The following is a 21,179-nucleotide window of genomic DNA, read 5'->3' as shown; positions in this document are numbered from 1 at the left end:
AAGAAACTGCCCGCTATCAAGCTGCCGGCGTCGCCTTTTTCAGACGACGCCGGTGTCCTTACCCCATCACCAGCTCAGCCCAGTCCCGCGAGGGAACGCCACCTTGCCCGTATTGGTTTCCGCATCGTAGTCATGCCAGGTGTTGACCGGCAATTTGCCCTGCGGTTTGATTTTACCCGTCAGCACCTGCGCTAAAGAGACCATCGAAGGGCCGCGCCACACGCCGCTGTCATAACCGTAGTAGGCGTAGGTGGCGACGGCCGCCTCCACCTCTGCGGCATAGTTCACGATATCGTAAGGGGCGCGCAGTGAGAGGTGAACGCGTTTTTTCCCCTGCTCGGCGGCGCATTTCAACCAGCCCGGATAAGGGCTGCCGTCATTGCCCGCTCCGGTTGCGGAAGTCACCACCCCATCCTGCTCGGCAGGCGTAAAGCGGGTTGACAGCGTTCCGAGCAGGAACACGTCGCAGCCGGCAATATGCTCTCTGATCTGGGCATCGCTCAGTTCCGTTTCCTTCGCGGCAACGACGTTCTGATACCCCTCCTGCGCCATCACGCGCGTAATGCCGTTGGCCTGCTCGCCCCACGGGGTCAAAATAAAGTAGCGCAGCGTTTTGTCCTTCAACGGCAACAGGCTGTGGCGATTGATCACCACGGTAATGGAGCGATCGGCGATGCGTTTTTCCAGCTTGTGCGCTGAGGACGAAGCGTCGTTGGAACACGGCCTGTCGCTATGGCCCATCAGGTTATGGCGTAATTTCAGGCGCAAAATTCGCTCGACCGAGGCATCGATATCAGCCTCGCTGAGATGCCCCGTTTTCACCCTGTCCGCAAGGTAACGGATCAGATCCGGCAGCAAGCGCGCCTGAGCCGGCGAAGCGATGCTGACAGGCATAAGGGCAATATCCACCCCCGCGGCAAAGACGTTTTCAGCGGCCGCTTGCTGGCTGAAATGCTCGGCAATCGCGCCCATATCCAGCGCGTCTGAAATCGTTACGCCGGCATACCCCAATTCATTGCGCAGGATCTGGGTCTGAATTTCATGCGACATGGTGGCCGGCACCGTGATTTTTTCACCGCTGCGGGTGTCTATCTGGCGGTTATCCAGTGCCGGATACTGAATATGGGCGGTCATGACCATGTCCGGCGCCGCGCAGCGATCGATGGCCTGCTTGTAAGGGGCGATATCGATGGCAAAAGCCTCTTCCCGCGTGCGATCGACGCGCGGCAAACCGGTGTGCGAGTCGGTGGAGGTGCTGCCATGGCCGGGGAAGTGTTTGTAAGCGGTGATCAGCCCCTGCTGTTTCATGCCCGCCACCATTTTCTCTGCCAGACGGGAAACGGTGTTCTTATCATCGCTGAAGGCGCGAACGTTAATCACCGGATTGAACGGGTTGGTGTTGACGTCCACGACCGGGGCAAAGTTGGTATTGATATGCAACGCGCGCATATCCTGGGCCATCAGTTTGCCTTGTTCAACGGCGAGATGTTTATCCGCACCGCCCTCAATCGCCGCTGCGAGCGCCATATTGCCGGGAAATGAGGCATAGTCGCCGCGCGGCAGCCGGAAAACGTTACCGCCTTCGTTATCGGTGCCAATAAACAAACGAATGCCCGCGTGGGTTTTCATCGCGGCATACCAGGCCGTCAATGTGTTGATCTGCTGCTTGTCTTTCAGATTATTGGCAAACAGGATCACCCCACCCACGTGGTTATCGGCGATCAGCTTGCCAATGGCTTCATCGGGAACGGTCATATCCTGATTGCTGCTACCGCTCCGATCCCAGTAGCGAAAATCCAGCATGATTTTTTGCCCGATTTTCTCTTCCAGCGTCATGTTTTTGACTTTCTGTTTAATATCCACAGTGAACCTCCGTTTAAAGCGCCCGTTAATGACAGAAGAAAAGATAACCCCAAGGGCTCATCGCGTCCTGCCATTCCGTTTGTTCCAGCGTTTGGACAACGGCGAGCGGAAAATGGATTAAACAAAACACAAACGAACAGGATAAAATCCATAAATGAATCAAAACACTACGTATACAGAGTGTATTGCGTGCCCTGCCGCCAAAGACCGTTATGGCGTATTTTCCGCTGATAAGCCGGGTGGCCAATGAAGCTGCCTTTTCCCCGGTAGCCTATGTTGCCCCCAGTCTGCTACTCTTCTATAGTATGTTGTAACTAAAATAGGAGGGTGCGATGAGCAGATACGATGTGATAGGCCGGATGAACGCCTGCTTTACCGAACTGGAGCAGGCGCTCGGCGCGCTGCAGCAGCAGATCGCCCCGCTGCGGTTGCTGGCGGCGCGGGTGTTCAGCCTGCCGGAGGTTGAAAAAGGCCAGGAACATCAGGCCATCTCACATATCGCGGTCGAACAGCATGTAGGGCAAGCGGCGCGCGATCTGGCGCTGGAGCACTATCAGCGGCTGTTTATCCACCATAACCGGGAGAATGTCAGCAGCAAGGCCGCCGTGCGCCTGCCCGGCGTCATCTGTCTGGCGGTGGAGCAGCCGGAGTATCAGGTGCTGCAAACGCAGCTGGCGCTGATCAATCGCCTGAAGGGCGAGCTGGAACAGATTATCACCGTCGATTCCGGCCTGGCGCCGGAGCAGCGTTTCGAGTTCGTGCACACCCATCTGCACGGGCTGATTACCCTCAGCGCCTATCGCACCCTCACCGCCCTGACCAATCCCGACTCCGTGCGCTTCGGCTGGGCCAACAAGCACATAATCAAAAACGTCAAGCGGGACGACATCCTGGCGCAGCTGGAGAAAAGCCTGAAAGCCGGCCGCGCGGTGCCGCCGCACAGCCGTGAACAGTGGGCTGCCCTGGTCAGCCGCGAGATAGACGACGTCAGCCGCCTGCCGCAGCACGCGACGCTGAAAATCAAGCGGCCGGTCAAAGTGCAGCCGATCGCCCGGGTGTGGTATCAGCAGCAGCAAAAACAGGTGCAACACCCCTGCCCGCTGCCGCTGATCGCCCTGTGTCAGGTTGAAAACGGCGCCGCGGTGCCGAAGATTGGCGAGCTGCTCAACTACGACGTCGACGCGGTGAAACACCGTTACAAACCCGACGCCCGGCCGCTGCGGCTGCTGGTGCCACGCCTGCACCTATATACCGACGACGCTACTCGCTGAGGGCATACACCCGCAGGCGATGGCCGTCCGGATCCCGCGCCACGAAGGTGTAACCGAACGCCATCTCGGTCGGCGTTTGCTCAATCGGCAGCCCGAGTTCGCGCCACTGGTTATAGCGCGCCTCGACCTCTTGCGGATCCTGGCACAAAAAGCCCAGTTCACCGCCGCCGCCGGTCAGGGTCGCCGCAGGTTTTACCCCCTGTTTGGCCCACATCCCCAGCTTAAAGCCGTTGTTGAGCACGAACAGGGCGAAGCCGGGAGAAAGCTCTACCGGCGCCTGTCCCAGTAAGCGTTGATAAAAGGCGGCGCTGTTCAGCGGGTTGTCGACGTAAAGCAGGGTCATGCTGGGAAGAGTCATCGGTCTGTCCTCTGGGTGATGGGAACCGGCCGGTTCCCGATAGGCACAGACTAAAGCGCGCTACTGACAGTTTATGGCAGCAGCGTGCCGCTATTGCTCCGCAATGCCCTCGCTGAGGCGCCACTCTTTCAGCAGCCGCCGCCGGCCGCGCGGATAGAGCTGTTCCAACGGCGTAGCGGCCTGAATGCGATCGAGGCGAAAATGGCGAAACGCCTGGCGCAGCTCGCACCAGGCGACCAGCACCTGGAGCTGGTCGAAAAAGCCCAGCGCAAAGGGCCACAGCAGGCGTTCGCTGCGCTGCCCCGCCAGATCGAGATAGTCGATATGCAGCTTGCGCTCGCGGCGGATGGTGTCACGGATCAGCACCCGCAGCTCATCCGCCACCGGCGGCGCGTTTACCGGCGCTATCAATAGCGTGTTGGCCTCCAGCTCCTCCCGCAGCGCCGGCGGCAGCACGGCGGCGATCTTGGCCAGCGCCTGGCCCGCCGCGCTCGCCAGCTGGCTGTCGCCGCGGCGGCTGACCCAGCGCATCCCCAGCACCAACGCTTCTGTCTCCGCCTGCGAGAACATCAGCGGCGGCAGCATAAAGCCGGGGCGCAGCACATAGCCGACGCCCGCCTCGCCGGCGATCTCCGCCCCCTGCTGCTGCAGCGTGGCGATATCGCGGTACAGCGTGCGCATGCTGATACCCAGCGTCTGCGCCAGCGCATGGCCCGCCACCGGATAACGGTGGCTGCGCAGCAGCTGCATCAGATCGAGTAAACGTTGTGCGCGCGACATCTTGATTTCTCCACAAAAAAAGGGCTTACCTCAGTAAGCCCCCGGTTGCCTCACAGATCAATCATTTCTGCATGCTGCCAACCATCGCTTCCGGCCGCACCCACTCGTCGAACTGCGCTTCGGACAGGTAGCCCAGCTTCAGCGCCGCGGCTTTCAGCGTCAGCCCTTCCTTGTGCGCTTTCTTGGCGATTTCCGCCGCCTTGTCGTAGCCGATGTGGGTGTTGAGCGCCGTCACCAGCATCAGCGATTCGTTCAGCAACTGGGTGATGCGATCGCGGTTCGGTTCGATGCCCACCGCGCAGTGCTCGTTGAAGCCCTGCATGCCGTCGGCCAGCAGGCGAATCGACTGCAGGTAGTTGTGGATCACCATCGGGCGGAACACGTTCAGCTCGAAGTTGCCGGAAGCGCCGCCGATGTTTACCGCCACGTCGTTGCCCAGCACCTGGGCGCACAGCATGGTCATCGCCTCGCACTGGGTCGGGTTGACCTTGCCCGGCATGATGGAACTGCCCGGTTCGTTCTCCGGGATCGAAATCTCGCCGATGCCGCAGCGCGGGCCGGAAGCCAGCCAGCGCACGTCGTTGGCGATCTTCATCAGCGAGGCCGCCAGCCCTTTCAGCGCGCCATGCCCTTGCACCAGCGCGTCGCAGGTCGCCAGCGCTTCGAACTTGTTCGGGGCGGTGACGAACGGCTGATGGGTCAATTCCGCCAGCGCTTTAGCCACGCGCACCGCGTACTCCGGATGGGTGTTCAGGCCGGTGCCGACCGCCGTGCCCCCCAGCGCCAGCTCGGCGATGTGCGGGATACTGTCCTCGATGTGTTTCAGATTGTGCGCCAGCATCGCCGCCCAACCGGAGATCTCCTGCCCCAGGGTCAGCGGCGTGGCGTCCTGCAGATGGGTGCGGCCGATTTTGACGATGTCGCGGTAGGCTTCGGCTTTGTCGCTCAGCGTCTTGTGCAGCACTTTCAGCTCGGGGATCAGATGTTCGCGCAGCGCAATCACCGCCGCCACGTGCATCGCGGTGGGAAACACGTCGTTGGAGCTCTGGCTTTTATTGACGTCGTCGTTCGGGTGCACCTTGCGCTCTTCACCGCGCACGCCGCCCAGCAGCTCGCTGGCGCGGTTGGCCAACACTTCGTTCATGTTCATGTTGGTCTGGGTGCCGGAACCGGTTTGCCAGATCGACAGCGGAAACTGGTCGGCATGGCTGTCCGCCAGCACTTCGTCGGCGGCGCTGATGATGGCGGCGCCCCGTTCGGCCGGCAGCAGCCCCAGATCCACGTTCACCTGCGCGGCGGCGCGCTTGGTCAACGCCAGCGCGTGGATCAGCGCAGTCGGCATCTTTTCGGAGGAAATGCGGAAATGCGCCAACGAACGCTGGGTTTGCGCGCCCCACAGCTTGTCGGCCGGTACTTCGATGGGGCCCATAGAGTCTTTTTCGATACGAACGCCTGCCATCATTATCTCCTTAGCATAATTCCTAAAATCGTAGGGTTAGGCCGACGCGCTACCCCCCCGTCGGCATGCACTCCCAGTATAGTGACATAATAACTATTCGCATTAAGAGAGTTATCTCACAGCACGTTTCATCTTTTTTACCCATTAACGACGCGGTTATTTTCCATCGGTTAACCCGCGGCGAAATAAACGGCCGGGAATGAGCCAGGAGAATAAAAGTGTGGCTAATCATTAACGCGGATGACGCGAATTAAAATTATTGATGCGCTGCGCCTGTAAATGATTGAGCTCATCGATACGTTGTTGCTGCAGATGATTGATCTCGTCGTAGGCGTCCTGCCGTTCATGATGCCGATACGCCCCGGTCGCCACCGCGTCGGCGGTGAGCGCCAACGGGTGCGCCACGGGCACGATCGCGGCGGGAACCGCGACCGGCGCGGGTGCAACGACGATCGGCGCCGGCACGATCGCCACGGCGCGCGGCGCCGCGTAGGGATAGGTGACGATCACCGCCGCCTGGGCTGCGCCGGCGCAAAGCCCCAACAGCAACAACAGCTTTTTCATGCAACAGACCTCTGGTTTTGTTAAATCGACTCGTTAGCCGTTACGGTAAAGGGGTCTGACGCGCAGGTTTAAGCTCGGCGTGTGATCGCCCGGCGCAGCGTGAAAATAATAATAAGGGAATGGCTCAGACGGTAAAAAATAAATTCAGCAGTCATATTTTGACATGCTGAATAATAAATAATGCGGCAGGATGAGCGGACTAACGGCAATAATCCTGCCGGTTCAAAAAATAATCGAACGGCGGGTTTTCCGGGCCGCCTTGAGGCCTGCGCGCCAATTGAGGCGCCGATCGTTATCACGCTATACTTTGGCCCCGTTGCCGGGCGCGACGTTATTCGGCGTTGTTTTGATCGCGCCCATGATTTTTCCTGCCGACGCGGGCGTATGATGGTTGTCGGCACAGATTTAACTAACCGTATAAAATCAGTAAGTTATTGCCATCCGGTACGGCAATGACGCTAAGGACGTTTATCGACATGCAAAAAATGACCAACGCGGTACAGAATTACGCCTGGGGCAGCCACGATGCGCTGACCCGTCTTTACGGCATCGCCAACCCTGATAATCAGCCGATGGCCGAACTGTGGATGGGCGCCCATCCCAAGAGCCCTTCCCGCGTGCCGGGCGCCGACGGCGAGCTGCGTTCGCTGCGCTTTCTTATCGATGAAGACCAGCCAAAACAGCTGGGCACCAACGTCGCCAGCCGCTTTGGCGAGTTGCCATTCCTGTTTAAAGTACTCTGCGCCGATCAGCCACTGTCGATCCAGGTCCACCCGAGCAAAGCGGCGGCCGAAATCGGCTTCGCGAAAGAGAATGCCGCCGGCATCCCCCTGAGCGCCGCCGAACGCAACTATAAAGATCCCAACCACAAGCCCGAGCTGGTGTTCGCCCTCACGCCGTTCCTGGCGATGAACGGCTTTCGCGAACTGGCCGATATCGTTTCCCTGCTGCAACCGATCGCCGGCGCACACCACGACATCGCCGCCTTCCTGCAACAGCCGGACACCGCGCATCTCGCAACCCTGTTCGCCAGCCTGCTGACGATGAGCGGCGAGCAAAAGTCGCTGGCGCTCGGTGTATTGAAAGCCGCGCTCAACAACCAGCAGGGGGAACCCTGGGACACCGTACGCTTTATCGCCGGCTTCTATCCGGACGACAGCGGCCTGTTCTCACCGCTGCTGCTGAACGTGGTGCAGCTCGCGCCGGGCGAAGCAATGTTCCTGTATGCCGAAACGCCGCACGCCTACCTGAAAGGCGTGGCGCTGGAGGTGATGGCCAACTCGGACAACGTGTTGCGCGCGGGCCTGACGCCGAAATTCATCGACGTGCCCGAGCTGCTGGCCAATCTGCAGTTCCGCCCGCAGCCGGCTTCCGGCCTGCTGACCCAGCCGGAGCCGCGCGGCAACGAGCTGTTCTTCCCGATTCCGGTGGAGGATTTCGCCTTCTCGCTGCACGATTTGACCACCGCCCCGCAGGCGCTGGCGCAGCAAAGCGCCGCCATCGTGTTCTGCGTCACCGGCGAAGCGACGCTGGAAAAATCCGGGCAACGCCTGACGCTCAAACCGGGCGAATCCTGCTTTATCGGGGCTTTCGAATCCCCGGTCAACGTCAGCGGCAGCGGCCGCATCGCCAGGGTTTATAACCAGCTGGCCTAACCGTTGATAAATTTCAGCAAATTGCTTGCTGAAAGCGAGAGCTACCCCCACAATTAAACGCCTGCGGGCGTTTATTTTCGGCCCCTATTTGCCCCTCCCGCGCAACGGAGGGTGATAAGAAAAAAGGATGAAACAGAGCTATGAAAAAATCGTTAGTCGCTGTCAGCGTCATTGTGGTTCTTGGCGCAGCATGGACCGGGGCATCCTGGTACACCGGGAAACTGATCGAGCAGCACATGGGCGAAGTCGTCGACAACGCCAACGGCCAGCTGAAAGCTTACCTGCCGAAAGCCGGGGTTAAGCTGAGCTATGAAAATTACCAGCGCGGCCTGTTCAGCAGTAAAGTGCGTTATGTGCTGCGTTCCGACGGCACGGATACCAGTGAAGACGCGGCGCTGAAAGCCGGCGAAGAAGTGGCGTTCCTGGAAACCATCGATCACGGCCCGTTCCCCTTCGCCCAGCTGAAAAAATTCAATCTGCTGCCGAGCATGGCGTCGGTGCATACCGAGCTGGAAAATACCCCGGCGGTGAAAGGCCTGTTTGACACCACCAAAGGCAAATCGCTGTTTACCGCCGATTCGCGCATCTCTTACAGCGGGGACACCTCGTCCGCCATCGACATCATCCCGCTGGACTACCAGAAGGATAAGTCTTCGCTGAAATTCAGCGGCGCCACCATTAACGCCGATGTGTCCAGCGATCTGAAAAAATTCGTGCTGGACGCCAATAGCGACAATATCGTGTTCGCCAGCCCGAACGAATTCGGTCAAAACGAGCAGATCACCTTCCAGGGCTTCAACCTGAAGGGCAACAGCAACGAGAGCAAGTTCGGCGTGAAGCTCGGCGATCAGACGATGACGCTGAAGCAGTTCAAACTGACGATCGACGGTAAAGATACCGTGGCGTTGGACGGTTTCAACCTGGTGAGCAAGTTCGGCGAGCAAGGCAGCAGCAACATCGGCGGCCAGATCGACTACACCATGGACGCGCTCAAGGTGCAGGGCAACGATTTCGGCGCCGGCAAGCTGGCGCTGAAAATCGACAACGTCGACGGCAAGGCGCTGAAAGACTTCGCCGACAGCTACAACCGCCAGACCATGGCGCTGCTGCAACAGGGCGAGAACCTGGATCCGGCCGTGTATGAGCAGCAAAACGCCGAGCTGTTGCAAAAGAACCTGCCGCTGCTGCTGAAAGGCAACCCGAGCCTCAGCATCGCGCCGCTGAGCTGGAAAAACAGCAAGGGCGAGAGCACCTTCACGCTGGATCTGGCGCTGACCGATCCGAGCAAAGCCGCCTCCCCGGCGCAATCGCCGGATCAGCTGATCGCGCAGGCGGTTAAAAAGCTGGATATCAACCTGACCATTCCGGAAGCGATGGCCACCGAAGTGACCGCGAAAACCGCGCTGTTGCAGGGTTACAATGCGGAAGACGCGCAGAAACTGGCGCAGCAGCAAGTGCAGGGCCTGGCGGCCATGGGCCAGATGTTCAAGCTGACCACCCAGAAAGACGGCGTGATCGCGAGCAAGTTCCACTATGCCGACAACCAGGTTGACCTCAACGGCAACAAGATGTCGCTGCAAGAGTTCATCGGCCAGTTCGCCATGCTGGGCGCCCCGGCGGAAGACGCTGAACCGGCGCAGGAAGCGGAACCCGCTCCGGCACCGGCGCAGTAATCGCCTGACAGCCTGATCAAGGGCCCCCTGCGGGGCCCTTTTTATTTACCCCATTTTCGCGGCGTAAACCGCATCGCGGATCTGCTGCGGATAGCGGCCGCACATGCCTTCAAACGCGGTGTTGGTCAGTATCACCACGCTCAGCTGCGCCTGTGGATCAAAGAACCAGCTGTGGCCGTAAACGCCGCCCCAGGTCAGCGTGCCGGCATGCTGCGGCGTCTGCGCGGCATCTGTGTCCACCAGCAGCGCCCCGCCGAAACCGAATCCCCAGCCCGGCCCTTGCGTTTGCGCCTGCGCCCCCACGTGCGGGCTGCGCAGCAACGCCACCGTGTCCGGCCGCAACATGCCCTGCCCGCCGCTGCGCAGCGCCTCCACCAGCCGCAGCACATCGTCGGCATCGCCGACCATGCCCGCACCGCCGGAAGGATAGGCCCCGGCGTTAAGCGCCCGCGCGGGTGAAAACAGTACCTCGCCCCCCGCCATCTCCTCCGGCAGCGCCAGCCGCAGGCCTTCATGCATGCGCTGCGGCCCTTGCGGCGTGTTGTAATACGGTGTCGCCAGATTCGCGGCGTCCGCCGCATAAAACGCGGTATTGCCGAGCCCCAGCGGCCGCGCCACCCATTCGACAAACAGCTGCGGCAGCGGCATGCCCGTCACCCGTTCCAGCACCGCGCCAAGCACGTCGATCGCCAGCGAATAATTGAAGCGCTCCCCCGGCGCCGACAGCAACGGTGCCTGTGCCAACAGCCGCAGGTTTTGCTCCAGCGTCAGCGTCGACAGCTCCACGCCGTCCTGGATCCCCAGCTGATGATAAACGCCCGCCGGCGGCTGGTTCAGCCGATAGTCCAGCCCGGCGGTGTGGCTCAGCAAATGACGAATCTTGATCGCCGGGCGCCGGCCGTCCGCCAACGCCGGAGTGAACCACGGCAGCCAGTCGCTGACCGCGTCATCCAGGCTCAGCTTGCCCTGCTCTATCAGGCGCAGCGCCGCCAGCGTGGTATAGGGTTTGGAGACCGACGACAGCCGGAACTGCGTTCCTCGCCGCATCGGCCGCCGCGCTTCGCGATCGGCATAGCCAGCCGCCCCGGCGTAGCAAATCTCGCCCCGCCGCGCCACCAGCACCACGCTGCCCACGATGCGCCCTTCGGCCATCGCCTGTTGATCGATCGCCGCGATCCGTTCTGTTAACGCCCGTTGTTCTGCCGACATGATTTTCATCTCTCTGATGGAAAGTAAAATCAGTCTAAAACCTTCGTCATAAATTAAAATAAGGCATAATTTAATGAATCATTAAGCACAGGTTATTGATAGATGAGTTCACTCCTGCAGCTGTTGCCCTATTTCGAAGCCGTCGCGCGCCTGGGCAACTTTACCCGCGCGGCCAGCCAGCTCGGCGTCACGCCGCCAGCGGTGTCGCAAAACATTCAGGCGCTGGAGAATCAGCTGGGAGTGCGGTTATTTCACCGCACCAGCCGCTCGGTGCGCCTCAGTGACGAGGGCCGGTTGTTCTATCAGAAGGTATCGCCGGCGATGAGCCAGATCGACGTGGCGGCGGACGACGTGCGCGCTCTGGGCGCGCAGCCGGCGGGCCTGCTGCGCATTACGCTGCCGCAGCTGGCCGCTTCGCTGCTGGTAATGCCGCATCTGGCGGAATTTCAACGGCGCTATCCCGAGGTGCAGCTGGAACTGTTTACCGAAGACCGCTTTTCCGATCTGGTGCTGGGCAGTTTCGATGCCGGCATTCGCATGCATGCCATGCTGCAAAAGGACATGATCGCCGTGCCGATCGACAACGGCCAGCGCCGGGTGCTGGTCGCCTCGCCCGACTATCTGGCGCGCTGCGGCGTACCGGCCACGCCGGACGATCTGCCCGTTCACCACTGCCTGCGCTACCGCTTCCCCGGCAGCGGCAAACTGGAACCCTGGTATTTCAGCCTGGGCGACGATGAACGCGCGCTGGACGTCAGCGGCAGTTTGATTTTTAACGAAGATCGGCTGATCAAGGATGCGGCGTTGGCGGGCCTGGGTATCGCACAGCGTTTTCAGGGCACAGTGTTGCAGGAGCTGGCGCAGGGGCAACTGGTGGAAGTGCTGCCGGATTACGCCAGCGAAGCGTCGGGGTTTTTCATCTACTTTCCCGCCGGCCGGCATCTGCCGCTCAAGCTGCGCGCCTTTATCGATTTCATGCGCGAGCAACGTGAACGGCAGCATCGCTGGTAGGGGCGCCTCGTCGGCGCCCCTGGCCGTCAGCGCTTCTCCAGCGCCTGGACGATGTGGTAAGCCGCCTCGACGCGATCGTCGTTCGGGAACCACTTGTTGGCCAGCATCACCACGGCGATATTTTTCGCCGGGATAAATACCGCGTAGGTGGAGAAGCCGCCGGTGGAGCCGGTTTTGTTATACCAGCCGGCGCGCAATTCCGGCTGCGGCGGCGTGATGGCGGTGGCCGGCGTGCCGTTCATGATCATCCCTGCGTTGTTGCCTTCAATCAAACGCGACAGTTTCACCGGATACGGGTAGTTCTCCCACATCAGATCCTGCGTGAACGCGCCCGCCTTGTAATAACCGACGTGCGTCGCGGCCAGCGCGTCGCGCCACGGCTGCGCCACCTTCACCTGCTGCAGGTTGGCGTCCAGATAGCGAATCAGATCGCGAGCGTTGGATTTGATGCCGTAAGATTCGGCGTCCAGCGGGCCGGGATTGACCCGCACCGGCTTATCGTCCTTGCTGTAACCCTGCGCATAGTTAGCCATCTGCGCCGCCGGCACCTGAACGTAGGTGTGGCTCATGCCCAGCGCCGGCAGCATCCCCTGTTCCATCGCCTGGATAAACGGCTGGTCGAGGCTCTTGGCGGCGATCATGCCCAGCATGCCGATGCCGAGGTTGGAATAGACGCGGTAGCTGCCCGCCGGGTGTTTCGGCTGCCAGGCCCGGTAGTAGGCCATCAGTTGGGCGTTGTTGGTGACGTCGTCCGGCACGAACAGCGGCAGGCCGGAGGTATGCGTCGCCAGATTCAGCAGGCTGACGCCGTCGAAGGCGCTGCCGCGCAGCTCGGGCAGGTAGCGGCTGGCCGGATCGTTGAACGACAGCTTGCCCTGCTGCTGCGCATAGACCGCCAGCGTCGCGGTGAAGGTTTTGCTCAGCGAGCCCACTTCGAACAGCGTCTCCTCGGTGATCGGTTTGCCGGTCTGCTTCGAGGCGACGCCATATGGGTAAATCTGCTGTTTGCCGTCGACCGACACGGCGATCGCCATGCCCGGTACGCCATATTTTTTCATCAGCGGCTGAATAACGGCGTCGATATCCTGCTGCTGCGCGGCCTGAGCGGTCGGCAAGATCAGTGCGGCGATCAGCGCTGCCGCCAGGCGGTTCATTTTCGTCATGATAGAAGCTCTTAGGTTGCAGGGTATCAGCCGCGGCCAAAAGTTTTTATTGGCGTTATGCACGGCGCTTTCCCTGATTGATGATGTCATTCCTTTACGGCTGCGGCGACGCTCACAGCAGCCGCGCCAAATATCGGATTTTGCCGCCGGGTTGACAAGCGATAATAATTTCAGCCAGCATAAAGAAAAACTTATGGCTATCGACAATGCGCAATCGACTTCCCCTCAACGCCCTGCGGGCGTTCGAATCCTCCGCTCGCCACCTGAACTTCACCCGCGCCGGTCTGGAGCTGCGCGTCACCCAGGCCGCCGTCAGCCAGCAGGTGCGCATGCTGGAAGAACAGCTGGGCATTCAGCTGTTCCGCCGCCTGCCGCGCGGGCTGGATCTGACCGAAGAGGGCCAGGCGCTGCTGCCGGTATTGAGCGACGCCTTCGACCGCATCGAAGCGGTGCTGCAGCAGTTCGAAGGCGGGCATTTCCACGAGGTGCTGACGGTGGCGGTGGTCGGCACCTTCGCCGTCGGCTGGCTGATGCCGCGGCTGGCGGCATTCCGCACGGCGCACCCGTTTATCGATCTGCGGGTGCTCACCCACAACAACCTGGTCAATCTGTCGGCCGACGGCATGGATTTCGCCATCCGCTTCGGCGAAGGCCTCTGGCCCGCCACCTGCAATATCAAGCTGTTCGACGCGCCGCTGACGGTGCTCTGCCCGCCGGCGGTCGCCGCGCGCCTGCGCACGCCGCAGGATCTGCAGCACGAGCAGCTGATGCGCACCTACCGCAAGGACGAGTGGGAGCACTGGTTCGCGGCGGCACAGGTGACGCCGTGGCGGATCAACGGCCCGGTGTTCGACTCGTCAAGGCTGATGGTGGAAGGCGCGATCCAGTGCGATGGCGTGGCGCTGGCGCCGGTCAGCATGTTCCGCCGCGAACTGGCCGCCGGCGCGCTGCAGCGGCCGTTCGCCGCCGAGGCCGCGCTCGGCGCCTATTGGCTGACCCATTTGAAATCGCGAGATCTGACGCCGGCGATGAAAACCTTTATCGGCTGGATCCGCCGTGAGGCGGAGGAGGAACAGCAGCAGGGCTAGGCGGAGCCGCGCCGGATCAGCGTCGGCGGCAGAATGACGTTCTGTGCCGGCAGCTCGGCGTCACCGATGCGCTGCAGCAGGCGCGCGGCGGCGCTGCGCCCCACTTCCCGCGCCGAACTGGAGACGAAGGTCAGCGGCGGCTCGGTCAGTTCGGCCTCCGGCACGTCGCCAAAGCCGATCAGCGCCACCTGCCGCCCGTAGTAGGCGTCGACCCCGTCCGAACCGATGCTGCGGCCGCTGCGCGCCAGGCCAAAATAGGCGCCGAGCGCCACCGACGCCTTGTGGCAGACGATGGCGGTAATGTTCGGGTAGTGGCGCAGCAGTTGCTCCGCCGCTTCCGCCGCCTGGCGCTGCCGGCAATCGCACTCGACGATCCATTCGCTGCGAAACGGCAGGCCGTACTGCACCAGCGTGGCGCAAAAGCCGCCCAGCCGCTCGGCGCGCGTCAACGAGTCGCTCTGCCCGCCGAGGTAGGCGATTTGGCTGTGGCCCCGCGAGATCAGAAATTCGGTGGCCAGCTTGGCGGCCTGCATGTTGTCCGGCCGCACCACGTCCACGCCGTCGAGACCGCTGGAGCGCGCCACGCAGACCAGCGGCACGCCCTGCTCGGCCGCCTTCTCCTTCAGGCCCGCCGCCGCGCGAATGCCGCCCGCCAGCACGATGCCGTCGACGCCCTGCGCCAGCAGCGCGTCAAACGCCCGCTGCAAGCCCTGGCCGTCGCGCCCGCTCTGCGTCAAAAACAGCAGCTTGTCGTGCGCCTCCAGCGCTTCGCTCAGCCCGGCGGTCATTTCGGCATAGAAGGGTTCGCAGATGTCGCGCAGAATAAGGCCGATCACCCCGGACTCCCCGCCGCGCAGCGTCGCCGCCTGGCGATTGCGCACATAGCCCAGCTGCTCTATCGCCTGATTGACCTTCTCGACGGTGGTCGGCGAAATGCGCCCCTTGCCGCTCAACACCAGGGAAACCGTGGTGACCGACACGCCCGCCTGTTGCGCCACATCGGTGATGGTGATCTTTTTGATGCTCATAGTCTCTGCGAACCCGTTCCTGGGCAACCCGCGCCGTAATGATCAAGGGTATACCGAATCCGTTATCTCAGTAAAACGTTTTACTGCCAGCCGCATTGTCGCTAAAAACCGGGCGGCAGATTTGTGATTGGCGGCGCATTTTTGCTAGGTAAAACGTTTTATCTTCTTTTTACCTAATCTGCAGTCCTCTTTTTGCTCGTCTTTTCGCCAGGAGAAGTCGGTTATGTCAGCAGCCAACAAACCAAAAATCACCCTCTGGGAGTTCTTCCAGAGCTTGGGCAAAACCTTCATGTTGCCCGTCGCCTTGCTCTCTTTCTGCGGCATCATGCTGGGGATCGGCAGCTCGCTGAGCAGCCGCGACGTGATCACCCTGATGCCGTTTATCGGCCACCCGATCTTCCAGCTGATCTTTACCTGGATGAGCAAGGTAGGCTCCTTCGCCTTCAGCTTCCTGCCGGTGATGTTCGCCATCGCCATTCCGCTGGGTATGGCGCGCGAGAACAAGGGCGTCGCCGCCTTCTCCGGCTTCGTCGGCTTCGCCGTGCTGAATCTGGGCACCAACTTCTACCTGACCGCCGCCGGCGTGCTGCCCACCGGCGATCCGCTGGTGCTGAAAGCCAACAATATCCAGAACATCCTCGGCATTCAGTCGATCGATACCGGCATCCTCGGCGCGGTGATCGTCGGCATCATCGTCTATCGCCTGCATGAACGCTTCCACACTATCCGCCTGCCGGACGCGCTGGCGTTCTTCGGCGGCACGCGCTTCGTGCCGATCGTCACCACCGTGGTGCTGGGCCTGTGCGGCCTGGTGATCCCGCTGATCTGGCCGTGGTTCGCCGCCGGCATCACCGGGCTGGGTTGGGTGATCAACAGCGCCGGCGCCTTTGGCCCGATGCTGTTCGGCACCGGCGAACGCCTGCTGCTGCCGTTCGGCCTGCAGCACATTCTGGTGGCGCTGATCCGCTTTACCGAGGCGGGCGGCACCATGGAAGTGTGCGGCCACAGCGTCAGCGGCGCCCTGACCATCTTCCAGGCGCAGCTTTCCTGCCCAACCACCACCGGCTTCGCCGAAAGCGCCACCCGCTTCCTGTCACAGGGTAAAATGCCGGCGTTCCTCGGCGGCCTGCCGGGCGCGGCGCTGGCGATGTACCACTGCGCCAAACCGGAGAACCGTCATAAAATCAAAGGGCTGTTGATTTCCGGCGTGGTGGCCTGCGTGGTCGGCGGCACCACCGAGCCGATCGAGTTCCTGTTCCTGTTCGTCGCGCCGTTCCTCTACCTGATCCACGCGCTGCTCACCGGGCTGGGCTTTACCGTGATGGCGCTGCTGGGCGTGACCATCGGCAATACCGACGGCAATATCATCGACTTCGTGGTGTTCGGCATTCTGCACGGCACCGCCACCAAGTGGTATCTGGTGCCGGTGGTGGCCGCCGTCTGGTTCGTCGGCTATTACGCCATTTTCCGCTTCGCCATCCAGCGCTTTAACATCAAAACGCCGGGCCGCGAGAGCGACGGTGCCGGCAGCCAAAGCGCGCCGAGCGGCGCGGTGGGCAAATCCGGCTACAACGTGCCGGCGATTTTGGCGGCGCTCGGCGGCCCGAATAACATCATCACGCTGGACAACTGCATCACCCGCCTGCGCCTGTCGGTCAACGACATGAGCCGGGTGGACGACGCGGCGCTGAAGGCCAACCGCGCCATCGGCGTGGTGCATCTCAACGACCATAATCTGCAGGTGGTGATCGGCCCGCAGGTGCAATCGGTGAAGGATGAATTAGACTCACTGATAGCCACGGCGCAACCTGCCGCGGCCCTGCAGGGAGCCACCCATGTTTGATTTCTCCACCCCGATCGACCGCCACGGCACCTGGTGCACCCAGTGGGACTATATCGCCGATCGTTTCGGCAGCGACGACCTGCTGCCGTTCACCATCTCCGATATGGATTTCGCCACCGCGCCGTGCATTCTCGACGCATTGCAGCAGCGCCTGCAGCACGGCGTGCTGGGCTACAGCCGCTGGCAGCACGAGGATTTTCTCGGCGCGCTGCGCCACTGGTATCAGCAACGTTTCAACGTCGGCATCGACACCGCGACGGCGGTGTACGGCCCTTCCGTTATCTACATGGCGGCGCAGCTGATCCGCCAGTGGTCGGTGCCGGGCGATTACGTGGTGACCCATACCCCGGCCTACGACGCTTTCTACAAGGTGATCCTCGCCAACCAGCGCCAGCTGTTGGCCTGCCCGCTGCAAAAAGCCGGCGACGACTGGCGCTGCGACATGGCGCACCTTGAGGCGTTGCTGGCGCGGCCGCAGACCAAGATCCTGCTGCTGTGCAGCCCGCATAACCCCACCGGTAAAGTGTGGCGCCGCGACGAGCTGCAGCAGATGGCCGAACTGTGTGAACGCCACGACGTGCGCGTCATCAGCGACGAGATCCATATGGACATGGTGTGGGGGGAACACCGCCATACGCCGTGGAGCCAGGTGGCGAGCGGCGCCTGGGCCCTGCTGACCTCAGGTTCCAAGAGTTTCAACATTCCGGCGCTGACCGGCGCCTACGGCTTCATCAGCGACGCCGCCAGCCGCGAAGCCTACTTCCAGCAGCTTAAAGCCCGCGACGGCCTCTCTTCGCCGGCGGTGCTGGCGGTGGCCGCGCACGTGGCCGCCTATCGCCACGGCGAACCCTGGCTGGACGCCCTGCGCGACTACCTGCAGGATAATCTGACCTACGTCGCCGAGCGGCTGGAGCAGGCGTTTCCGGCGCTGGGCTGGCGCCCGCCGCAGGCCACCTACCTGGCCTGGATCGATCTGCGGCCGCTGGCCGTAGACGATCGGGCGCTGCAGCAGGTGCTGATCGAGCGCGAAAAGGTGGCGATCATGCCGGGCTTTACCTACGGCGAGGAAGGCCGCGGTTTCCTGCGCCTCAACGTCGGCTGCCCGCGCAGCAAGCTGGAGGCCGGCATGGACAAGCTGATCGCCGGATTGAGGTTGGTGCTGGACGAGCAATAGCGCGAGGGGGCGAGCCTCTGCCCGCCCCTTCGTTACCCCTGAACAGGCGGGATCTCCTCCAGGCGGCGATAGACCGTCAGGCCCCACTCGTTGGCCAGCCGCACGTCGTTATCGGCCCCCGCAGATGCCCCTTCGATGCGATACACCGCCTGACACTGCGCAATCAGCCGGTGGGCCACCGGGTAAAGAAACGCCTCGCTCACCGCATCGCCAACCTGCGTGGAACCCGCCGCGGCCGCCAAAGGCAGCGCCAGCCACTCACCGATCACCGGCACGTGACCCCGCTGGTAAACCGCCAGCGCCGCCTGTTCCAGGCGCGCCAGATTAGCGGCGATACGCTGCGGATCGCCATCGGTGCCGCTGCGATAGGGGCCGGCGATCAGGATTTGTTGCGCTTTCATCGTTCTTCCTCCAATGTCCGGTTCAAGGCGACAAACTGCAGCAGCATGATGGTCTTGGCGTCAACGATCGTGCCCTGGCGAACCGCCTGCAGGGCTTGCGCCAGCGGCAGCTCGAGCACCTCCAGATCTTCCCCCTCCGCCACCACCCCGCCGCCCTCGTTGACGCGGTCGCCCGCCTGATATTCGCCGACGAAAAAGTGCAGCTTCTCGGTGACCGAGCCGGGGCTCATGTAGGCTTCGAACACCTTCTCCACGTTCTGCACGAAATAGCCGGTTTCCTCTTCCGCTTCGGCGCGGATGCGCGCCTCCGGCGACGCGTTGTCCAGCAAGCCGGCGGCGGCCTCAATTAACATGCCGTCATGGCCGTTGACGAACACCGGAAAGCGGAACTGGCGCGTCAGGATCACCGTTTGCGCCCGCCGGTTGAACAGCAAAATCACCGCGCCGTCGCCGCGATCGTAGGTCTCACGACTCTGCCGCTGCCAAACGCCGTCGCGCCGCAGAAAATCAAAGGTGGTTTTTTTCAGCAGGTACCAGTCATCGGACAACACCCGGGTTTCGACAATGCGAACCCTGTCTTTGGTGGCTATCATCGGTTTACTCCGCCAGAGGAAGGAAATTGATACTATCGTGCAATTTCGTGTATGATCAAGATATTTCGTGCAAAGCAAATTTGAGAGGAAAATGGCCATGTTGACCAGCCAGCGCAAGAAAATCATCCTGGAAAAACTGGCCCAGGATGGCCAGGTGTTGGCCAAGCAGCTCAGCGAAATGTTCGGGCTGTCGGAAGACACTGTCCGGCGCGATCTGCGCGAACTGGACGCCGAGGGGTTGCTGCAACGGGTACATGGCGGCGCCCTGCCGGTTTCCTCTGCCATTGCCAGCTTCGCCGAGCGCAATCAGTTGGAATCCGGCGCCAAACGCGCGATCGCCAAAGCGGCGGCGGCGCTGATCGCTCCCGGCCAGGTAGTGATTATCGATGGCGGCACCACCTCCGCCGAGCTGGTCAGGCAGCTGCCGCCCAACCTGAACGCCACCATCGTCACCCACAGCCCCAGCGTTGCCGTAGGCCTGGTCGATCACCCCACGGTGGAGGTGATCCTGATCGGCGGCCGGCTGTACAAGCATTCGATCGTCAGCGTCGGCGCCGCCGCGGTGGAGGCGATGTCGCATATTCGCGCCGATATCTATTTTATGGGCGTAACCGGTGTGCACCCCACCGCGGGGCTGAGCACCGGCGATCTGGAAGAGGCCTACATCAAGCGGGCGCTGGCGGCCCGCGCGGCGGAAACCGTGGTGCTGGCCTCCGCCGCCAAGCTTAACGCCGCCTCGCAGTATGCGATCGGCGATATTACGCTGGCGCATACCATCATCGTTGAACGCGCCACCGACGACGCATTGATCGCGCCGTTGCAGCAGGCGGGCGTCAGCGTGTTGAAAGCCTGATTCACGACGATAATGCGATAGATCTCGCATTATTTGTGATTCAAGTCACTTTTTTATGCAACGAGATGGCAAGTTTCATTCATTTGTTTTTATACTGTTCTGCACTTTACCTACGATAAATTAGCGAGTGCCCAGCATGATCGATCCCCGCCTACCGCTTACCGACATTCACCGCCATCTCGACGGCAACATCCGCGCGCAGACCATTCTCGACCTCGGTCGCCAATTCAATCTCGCTCTGCCGGCCAACGATTTGGAGAGCCTGCGCCCGCACGTGCAGATCACCCACGCCGAACCGGATCTGGTCAGCTTCCTGCAGAAACTGGACTGGGGCGTAGCGGTGCTGGGCGATCTGGACGCCTGCCGCCGGGTGGCCTACGAAAACGTCGAAGACGCCGCCAACGCCGGCCTGCACTACGCCGAGCTGCGTTTCTCCCCTTACTACATGGCGATGAAGCACCAGCTGCCGGTCGCCGGCGTGGTGGAAGCGGTGATCGACGGGATCCGTTCGGGCTGCCGCGATCGCGACATCGACATTCGCCTGATCGGCATCATGAGCCGCACCTTTGGCGAGGCCGCCTGTCTGCAGGAATTGGAAGGGTTGCTGGCGCACCGCGACGGCATTACCGCGCTGGATTTGGCGGGCGATGAGCTGGGCTTCCCCGGCAGCCTGTTCCTCAACCACTTCAACCGCGCGCGCGACGCCGGCCTGCGCATCACCGTGCATGCGGGCGAAGCCGCCGGCCCGGAAAGTATCTGGCAGGCGATCCGCGAGCTGGGCGCCGAGCGTATCGGCCACGGGGTGAAAGCGGTCGAAGATCCGGCACTGATGGACTTCCTGGCGGAACACGGCATCGGCATCGAGTCCTGCCTGACCTCCAACATCCAGACCAGCACCGTGCCTTCGCTGGCGCAGCATCCGCTGGCCACCTTCCTGCGCCACGGCGTGCTGGCATCGATCAACACCGACGATCCGGCGGTTCAGGGCATCGAGATCGAGCACGAATACCGCGTCGCCGCGCCGCAGGCCGGGCTGACGCCGCAGGAAATCCGCACCGCGCAGGAAAACGGCCTGAAGCTGGCCTTCCTCAGCGAGCAGGAAAAACAGGCGCTGCGCGCCAAAGTGCAAGGTTAAATTCCCCCAAGGCGCCACACGGCGCCTTCTTCTCATCCCCCGTTTTCTTCCGCCTGCT

General features: G+C 61.9%; 19 protein-coding genes. 9 read left to right on the top strand and 10 right to left on the bottom strand.

What is annotated here, in order from left to right; translation table 11 throughout:
- Window positions 1-66: 66 nt before the first annotated feature.
- Window positions 67-1,863, bottom strand: coding sequence for a glycoside hydrolase family 3 protein (locus ABTW55_RS23040; protein ID WP_060420896.1), 1,797 nt, complete (start codon window positions 1,861-1,863; stop codon window positions 67-69).
- Window positions 1,864-2,195: 332 nt separating this feature from the next.
- On the opposite strand from ABTW55_RS23040, the gene tus reads away from it, so the two are divergent.
- A complete protein-coding gene (gene tus / locus ABTW55_RS23035) occupies window positions 2,196-3,134 on the top strand; it encodes a DNA replication terminus site-binding protein (RefSeq protein ID WP_033654741.1) in 939 nt (312 codons plus the stop codon).
- On the opposite strand, the gene ABTW55_RS23030 is transcribed toward tus, so the two are convergent.
- The 4 genes from ABTW55_RS23030 to ABTW55_RS23015 form a co-directional block, all read right to left on the bottom strand.
- Window positions 3,124-3,492, bottom strand: a complete 369-nt coding sequence (locus ABTW55_RS23030; RefSeq protein ID WP_033638436.1) for a VOC family protein — start codon at window positions 3,490-3,492, stop codon at window positions 3,124-3,126. The two genes, tus and ABTW55_RS23030, sit on opposite strands and share 11 nt — an antisense overlap.
- 90 nt (window positions 3,493-3,582) lie before the next feature.
- A complete protein-coding gene (locus ABTW55_RS23025) occupies window positions 3,583-4,272 on the bottom strand; it encodes a YafY family protein (RefSeq protein WP_060420893.1) in 690 nt (229 codons plus the stop codon).
- 61 nt (window positions 4,273-4,333) lie between these two features.
- Window positions 4,334-5,731: a class II fumarate hydratase gene (gene fumC / locus ABTW55_RS23020; RefSeq protein WP_033654744.1), complete on the bottom strand. Its 1,398-nt coding sequence runs from the start codon at window positions 5,729-5,731 to the stop codon at window positions 4,334-4,336.
- Between the two features lie 231 nt (window positions 5,732-5,962).
- A complete protein-coding gene (locus ABTW55_RS23015) occupies window positions 5,963-6,295 on the bottom strand; it encodes a hypothetical protein (protein WP_060420890.1) in 333 nt (110 codons plus the stop codon).
- Between the two features lie 476 nt (window positions 6,296-6,771).
- Between ABTW55_RS23015 and manA the strand changes: the two genes are divergently transcribed.
- Both manA and ABTW55_RS23005 read left to right on the top strand, forming a co-directional pair.
- Window positions 6,772-7,950, top strand: coding sequence for a mannose-6-phosphate isomerase (gene manA / locus ABTW55_RS23010; protein ID WP_060420887.1), 1,179 nt, complete (start codon window positions 6,772-6,774; stop codon window positions 7,948-7,950).
- A 140-nt stretch (window positions 7,951-8,090) separates the two neighbouring features.
- Window positions 8,091-9,623, top strand: coding sequence for a YdgA family protein (locus ABTW55_RS23005; RefSeq protein WP_033638429.1), 1,533 nt, complete (start codon window positions 8,091-8,093; stop codon window positions 9,621-9,623).
- 45 nt (window positions 9,624-9,668) lie between these two features.
- Here the strand turns inward: ABTW55_RS23005 and ABTW55_RS23000 are convergent, their stop codons facing one another.
- Window positions 9,669-10,832: a serine hydrolase gene (locus ABTW55_RS23000; RefSeq protein ID WP_060422297.1), complete on the bottom strand. Its 1,164-nt coding sequence runs from the start codon at window positions 10,830-10,832 to the stop codon at window positions 9,669-9,671.
- A gap of 102 nt (window positions 10,833-10,934) precedes the next feature.
- Between ABTW55_RS23000 and ABTW55_RS22995 the strand changes: the two genes are divergently transcribed.
- Window positions 10,935-11,843 carry a LysR family transcriptional regulator gene (locus ABTW55_RS22995; RefSeq protein ID WP_060420884.1) on the top strand — a complete coding sequence of 303 codons (909 nt, stop codon included), beginning with the start codon at window positions 10,935-10,937 and terminating at the stop codon, window positions 11,841-11,843.
- A gap of 26 nt (window positions 11,844-11,869) precedes the next feature.
- Here ABTW55_RS22995 and blaSRT read toward each other — a convergent pair whose 3' ends face one another.
- Window positions 11,870-13,006: an SRT/SST family class C beta-lactamase gene (blaSRT, locus tag ABTW55_RS22990; RefSeq protein ID WP_047567658.1), complete on the bottom strand. Its 1,137-nt coding sequence runs from the start codon at window positions 13,004-13,006 to the stop codon at window positions 11,870-11,872.
- A gap of 206 nt (window positions 13,007-13,212) precedes the next feature.
- Here blaSRT and ABTW55_RS22985 point away from each other — a divergent pair, with 206 nt between their 5' ends.
- Complete coding sequence (locus tag ABTW55_RS22985; RefSeq protein WP_060435947.1) at window positions 13,213-14,094, top strand: LysR family transcriptional regulator; 882 nt, start codon at window positions 13,213-13,215, stop codon at window positions 14,092-14,094.
- Here ABTW55_RS22985 and ABTW55_RS22980 read toward each other — a convergent pair.
- Entirely contained in the window at window positions 14,091-15,122 is a 1,032-nt protein-coding gene (locus tag ABTW55_RS22980; protein ID WP_041034948.1) for a Mal regulon transcriptional regulator MalI, read from the bottom strand. The genes ABTW55_RS22985 and ABTW55_RS22980 overlap by 4 nt on opposite strands.
- Before the next feature lie 223 nt (window positions 15,123-15,345).
- Here ABTW55_RS22980 and malX point away from each other — a divergent pair, with 223 nt between their 5' ends.
- Window positions 15,346-16,965 (top strand): maltose/glucose-specific PTS transporter subunit IIBC, encoded by a 1,620-nt coding sequence (gene malX / locus ABTW55_RS22975; protein ID WP_060420882.1) that lies wholly within the window; start codon window positions 15,346-15,348, stop codon window positions 16,963-16,965.
- Window positions 16,958-18,139: a MalY/PatB family protein gene (locus ABTW55_RS22970; protein WP_047567666.1), complete on the top strand. Its 1,182-nt coding sequence runs from the start codon at window positions 16,958-16,960 to the stop codon at window positions 18,137-18,139. Before malX ends, ABTW55_RS22970 begins: the two co-directional genes overlap by 8 nt.
- Before the next feature lie 32 nt (window positions 18,140-18,171).
- On the opposite strand, the gene ABTW55_RS22965 is transcribed toward ABTW55_RS22970, so the two are convergent.
- Window positions 18,172-18,540: a hypothetical protein gene (locus tag ABTW55_RS22965; protein ID WP_033638420.1), complete on the bottom strand. Its 369-nt coding sequence runs from the start codon at window positions 18,538-18,540 to the stop codon at window positions 18,172-18,174.
- Window positions 18,537-19,133, bottom strand: coding sequence for an NUDIX domain-containing protein (locus ABTW55_RS22960; protein WP_049196846.1), 597 nt, complete (start codon window positions 19,131-19,133; stop codon window positions 18,537-18,539). Before ABTW55_RS22960 ends, ABTW55_RS22965 begins: the two co-directional genes overlap by 4 nt.
- Before the next feature lie 97 nt (window positions 19,134-19,230).
- Between ABTW55_RS22960 and ABTW55_RS22955 the strand changes: the two genes are divergently transcribed.
- Together ABTW55_RS22955 and add are read left to right on the top strand one after the other, a co-directional pair.
- Window positions 19,231-19,986, top strand: a complete 756-nt coding sequence (locus tag ABTW55_RS22955) for a DeoR/GlpR family DNA-binding transcription regulator (protein ID WP_041034945.1) — start codon at window positions 19,231-19,233, stop codon at window positions 19,984-19,986.
- A gap of 136 nt (window positions 19,987-20,122) precedes the next feature.
- Window positions 20,123-21,121, top strand: a complete 999-nt coding sequence (add, locus tag ABTW55_RS22950; RefSeq protein WP_033638417.1) for an adenosine deaminase — start codon at window positions 20,123-20,125, stop codon at window positions 21,119-21,121.
- Window positions 21,122-21,179 lie beyond the last annotated feature (58 nt).

Origin of the sequence: Serratia sp. SM04 (assembly GCF_040280225.1) — a bacterium.
Classification (GTDB): domain Bacteria; phylum Pseudomonadota; class Gammaproteobacteria; order Enterobacterales; family Enterobacteriaceae; genus Serratia; species Serratia sarumanii.
The sequence above is the reverse complement of the archived record's forward strand: the minus strand, read 5'-3'. Positions and strand labels throughout refer to the sequence as shown.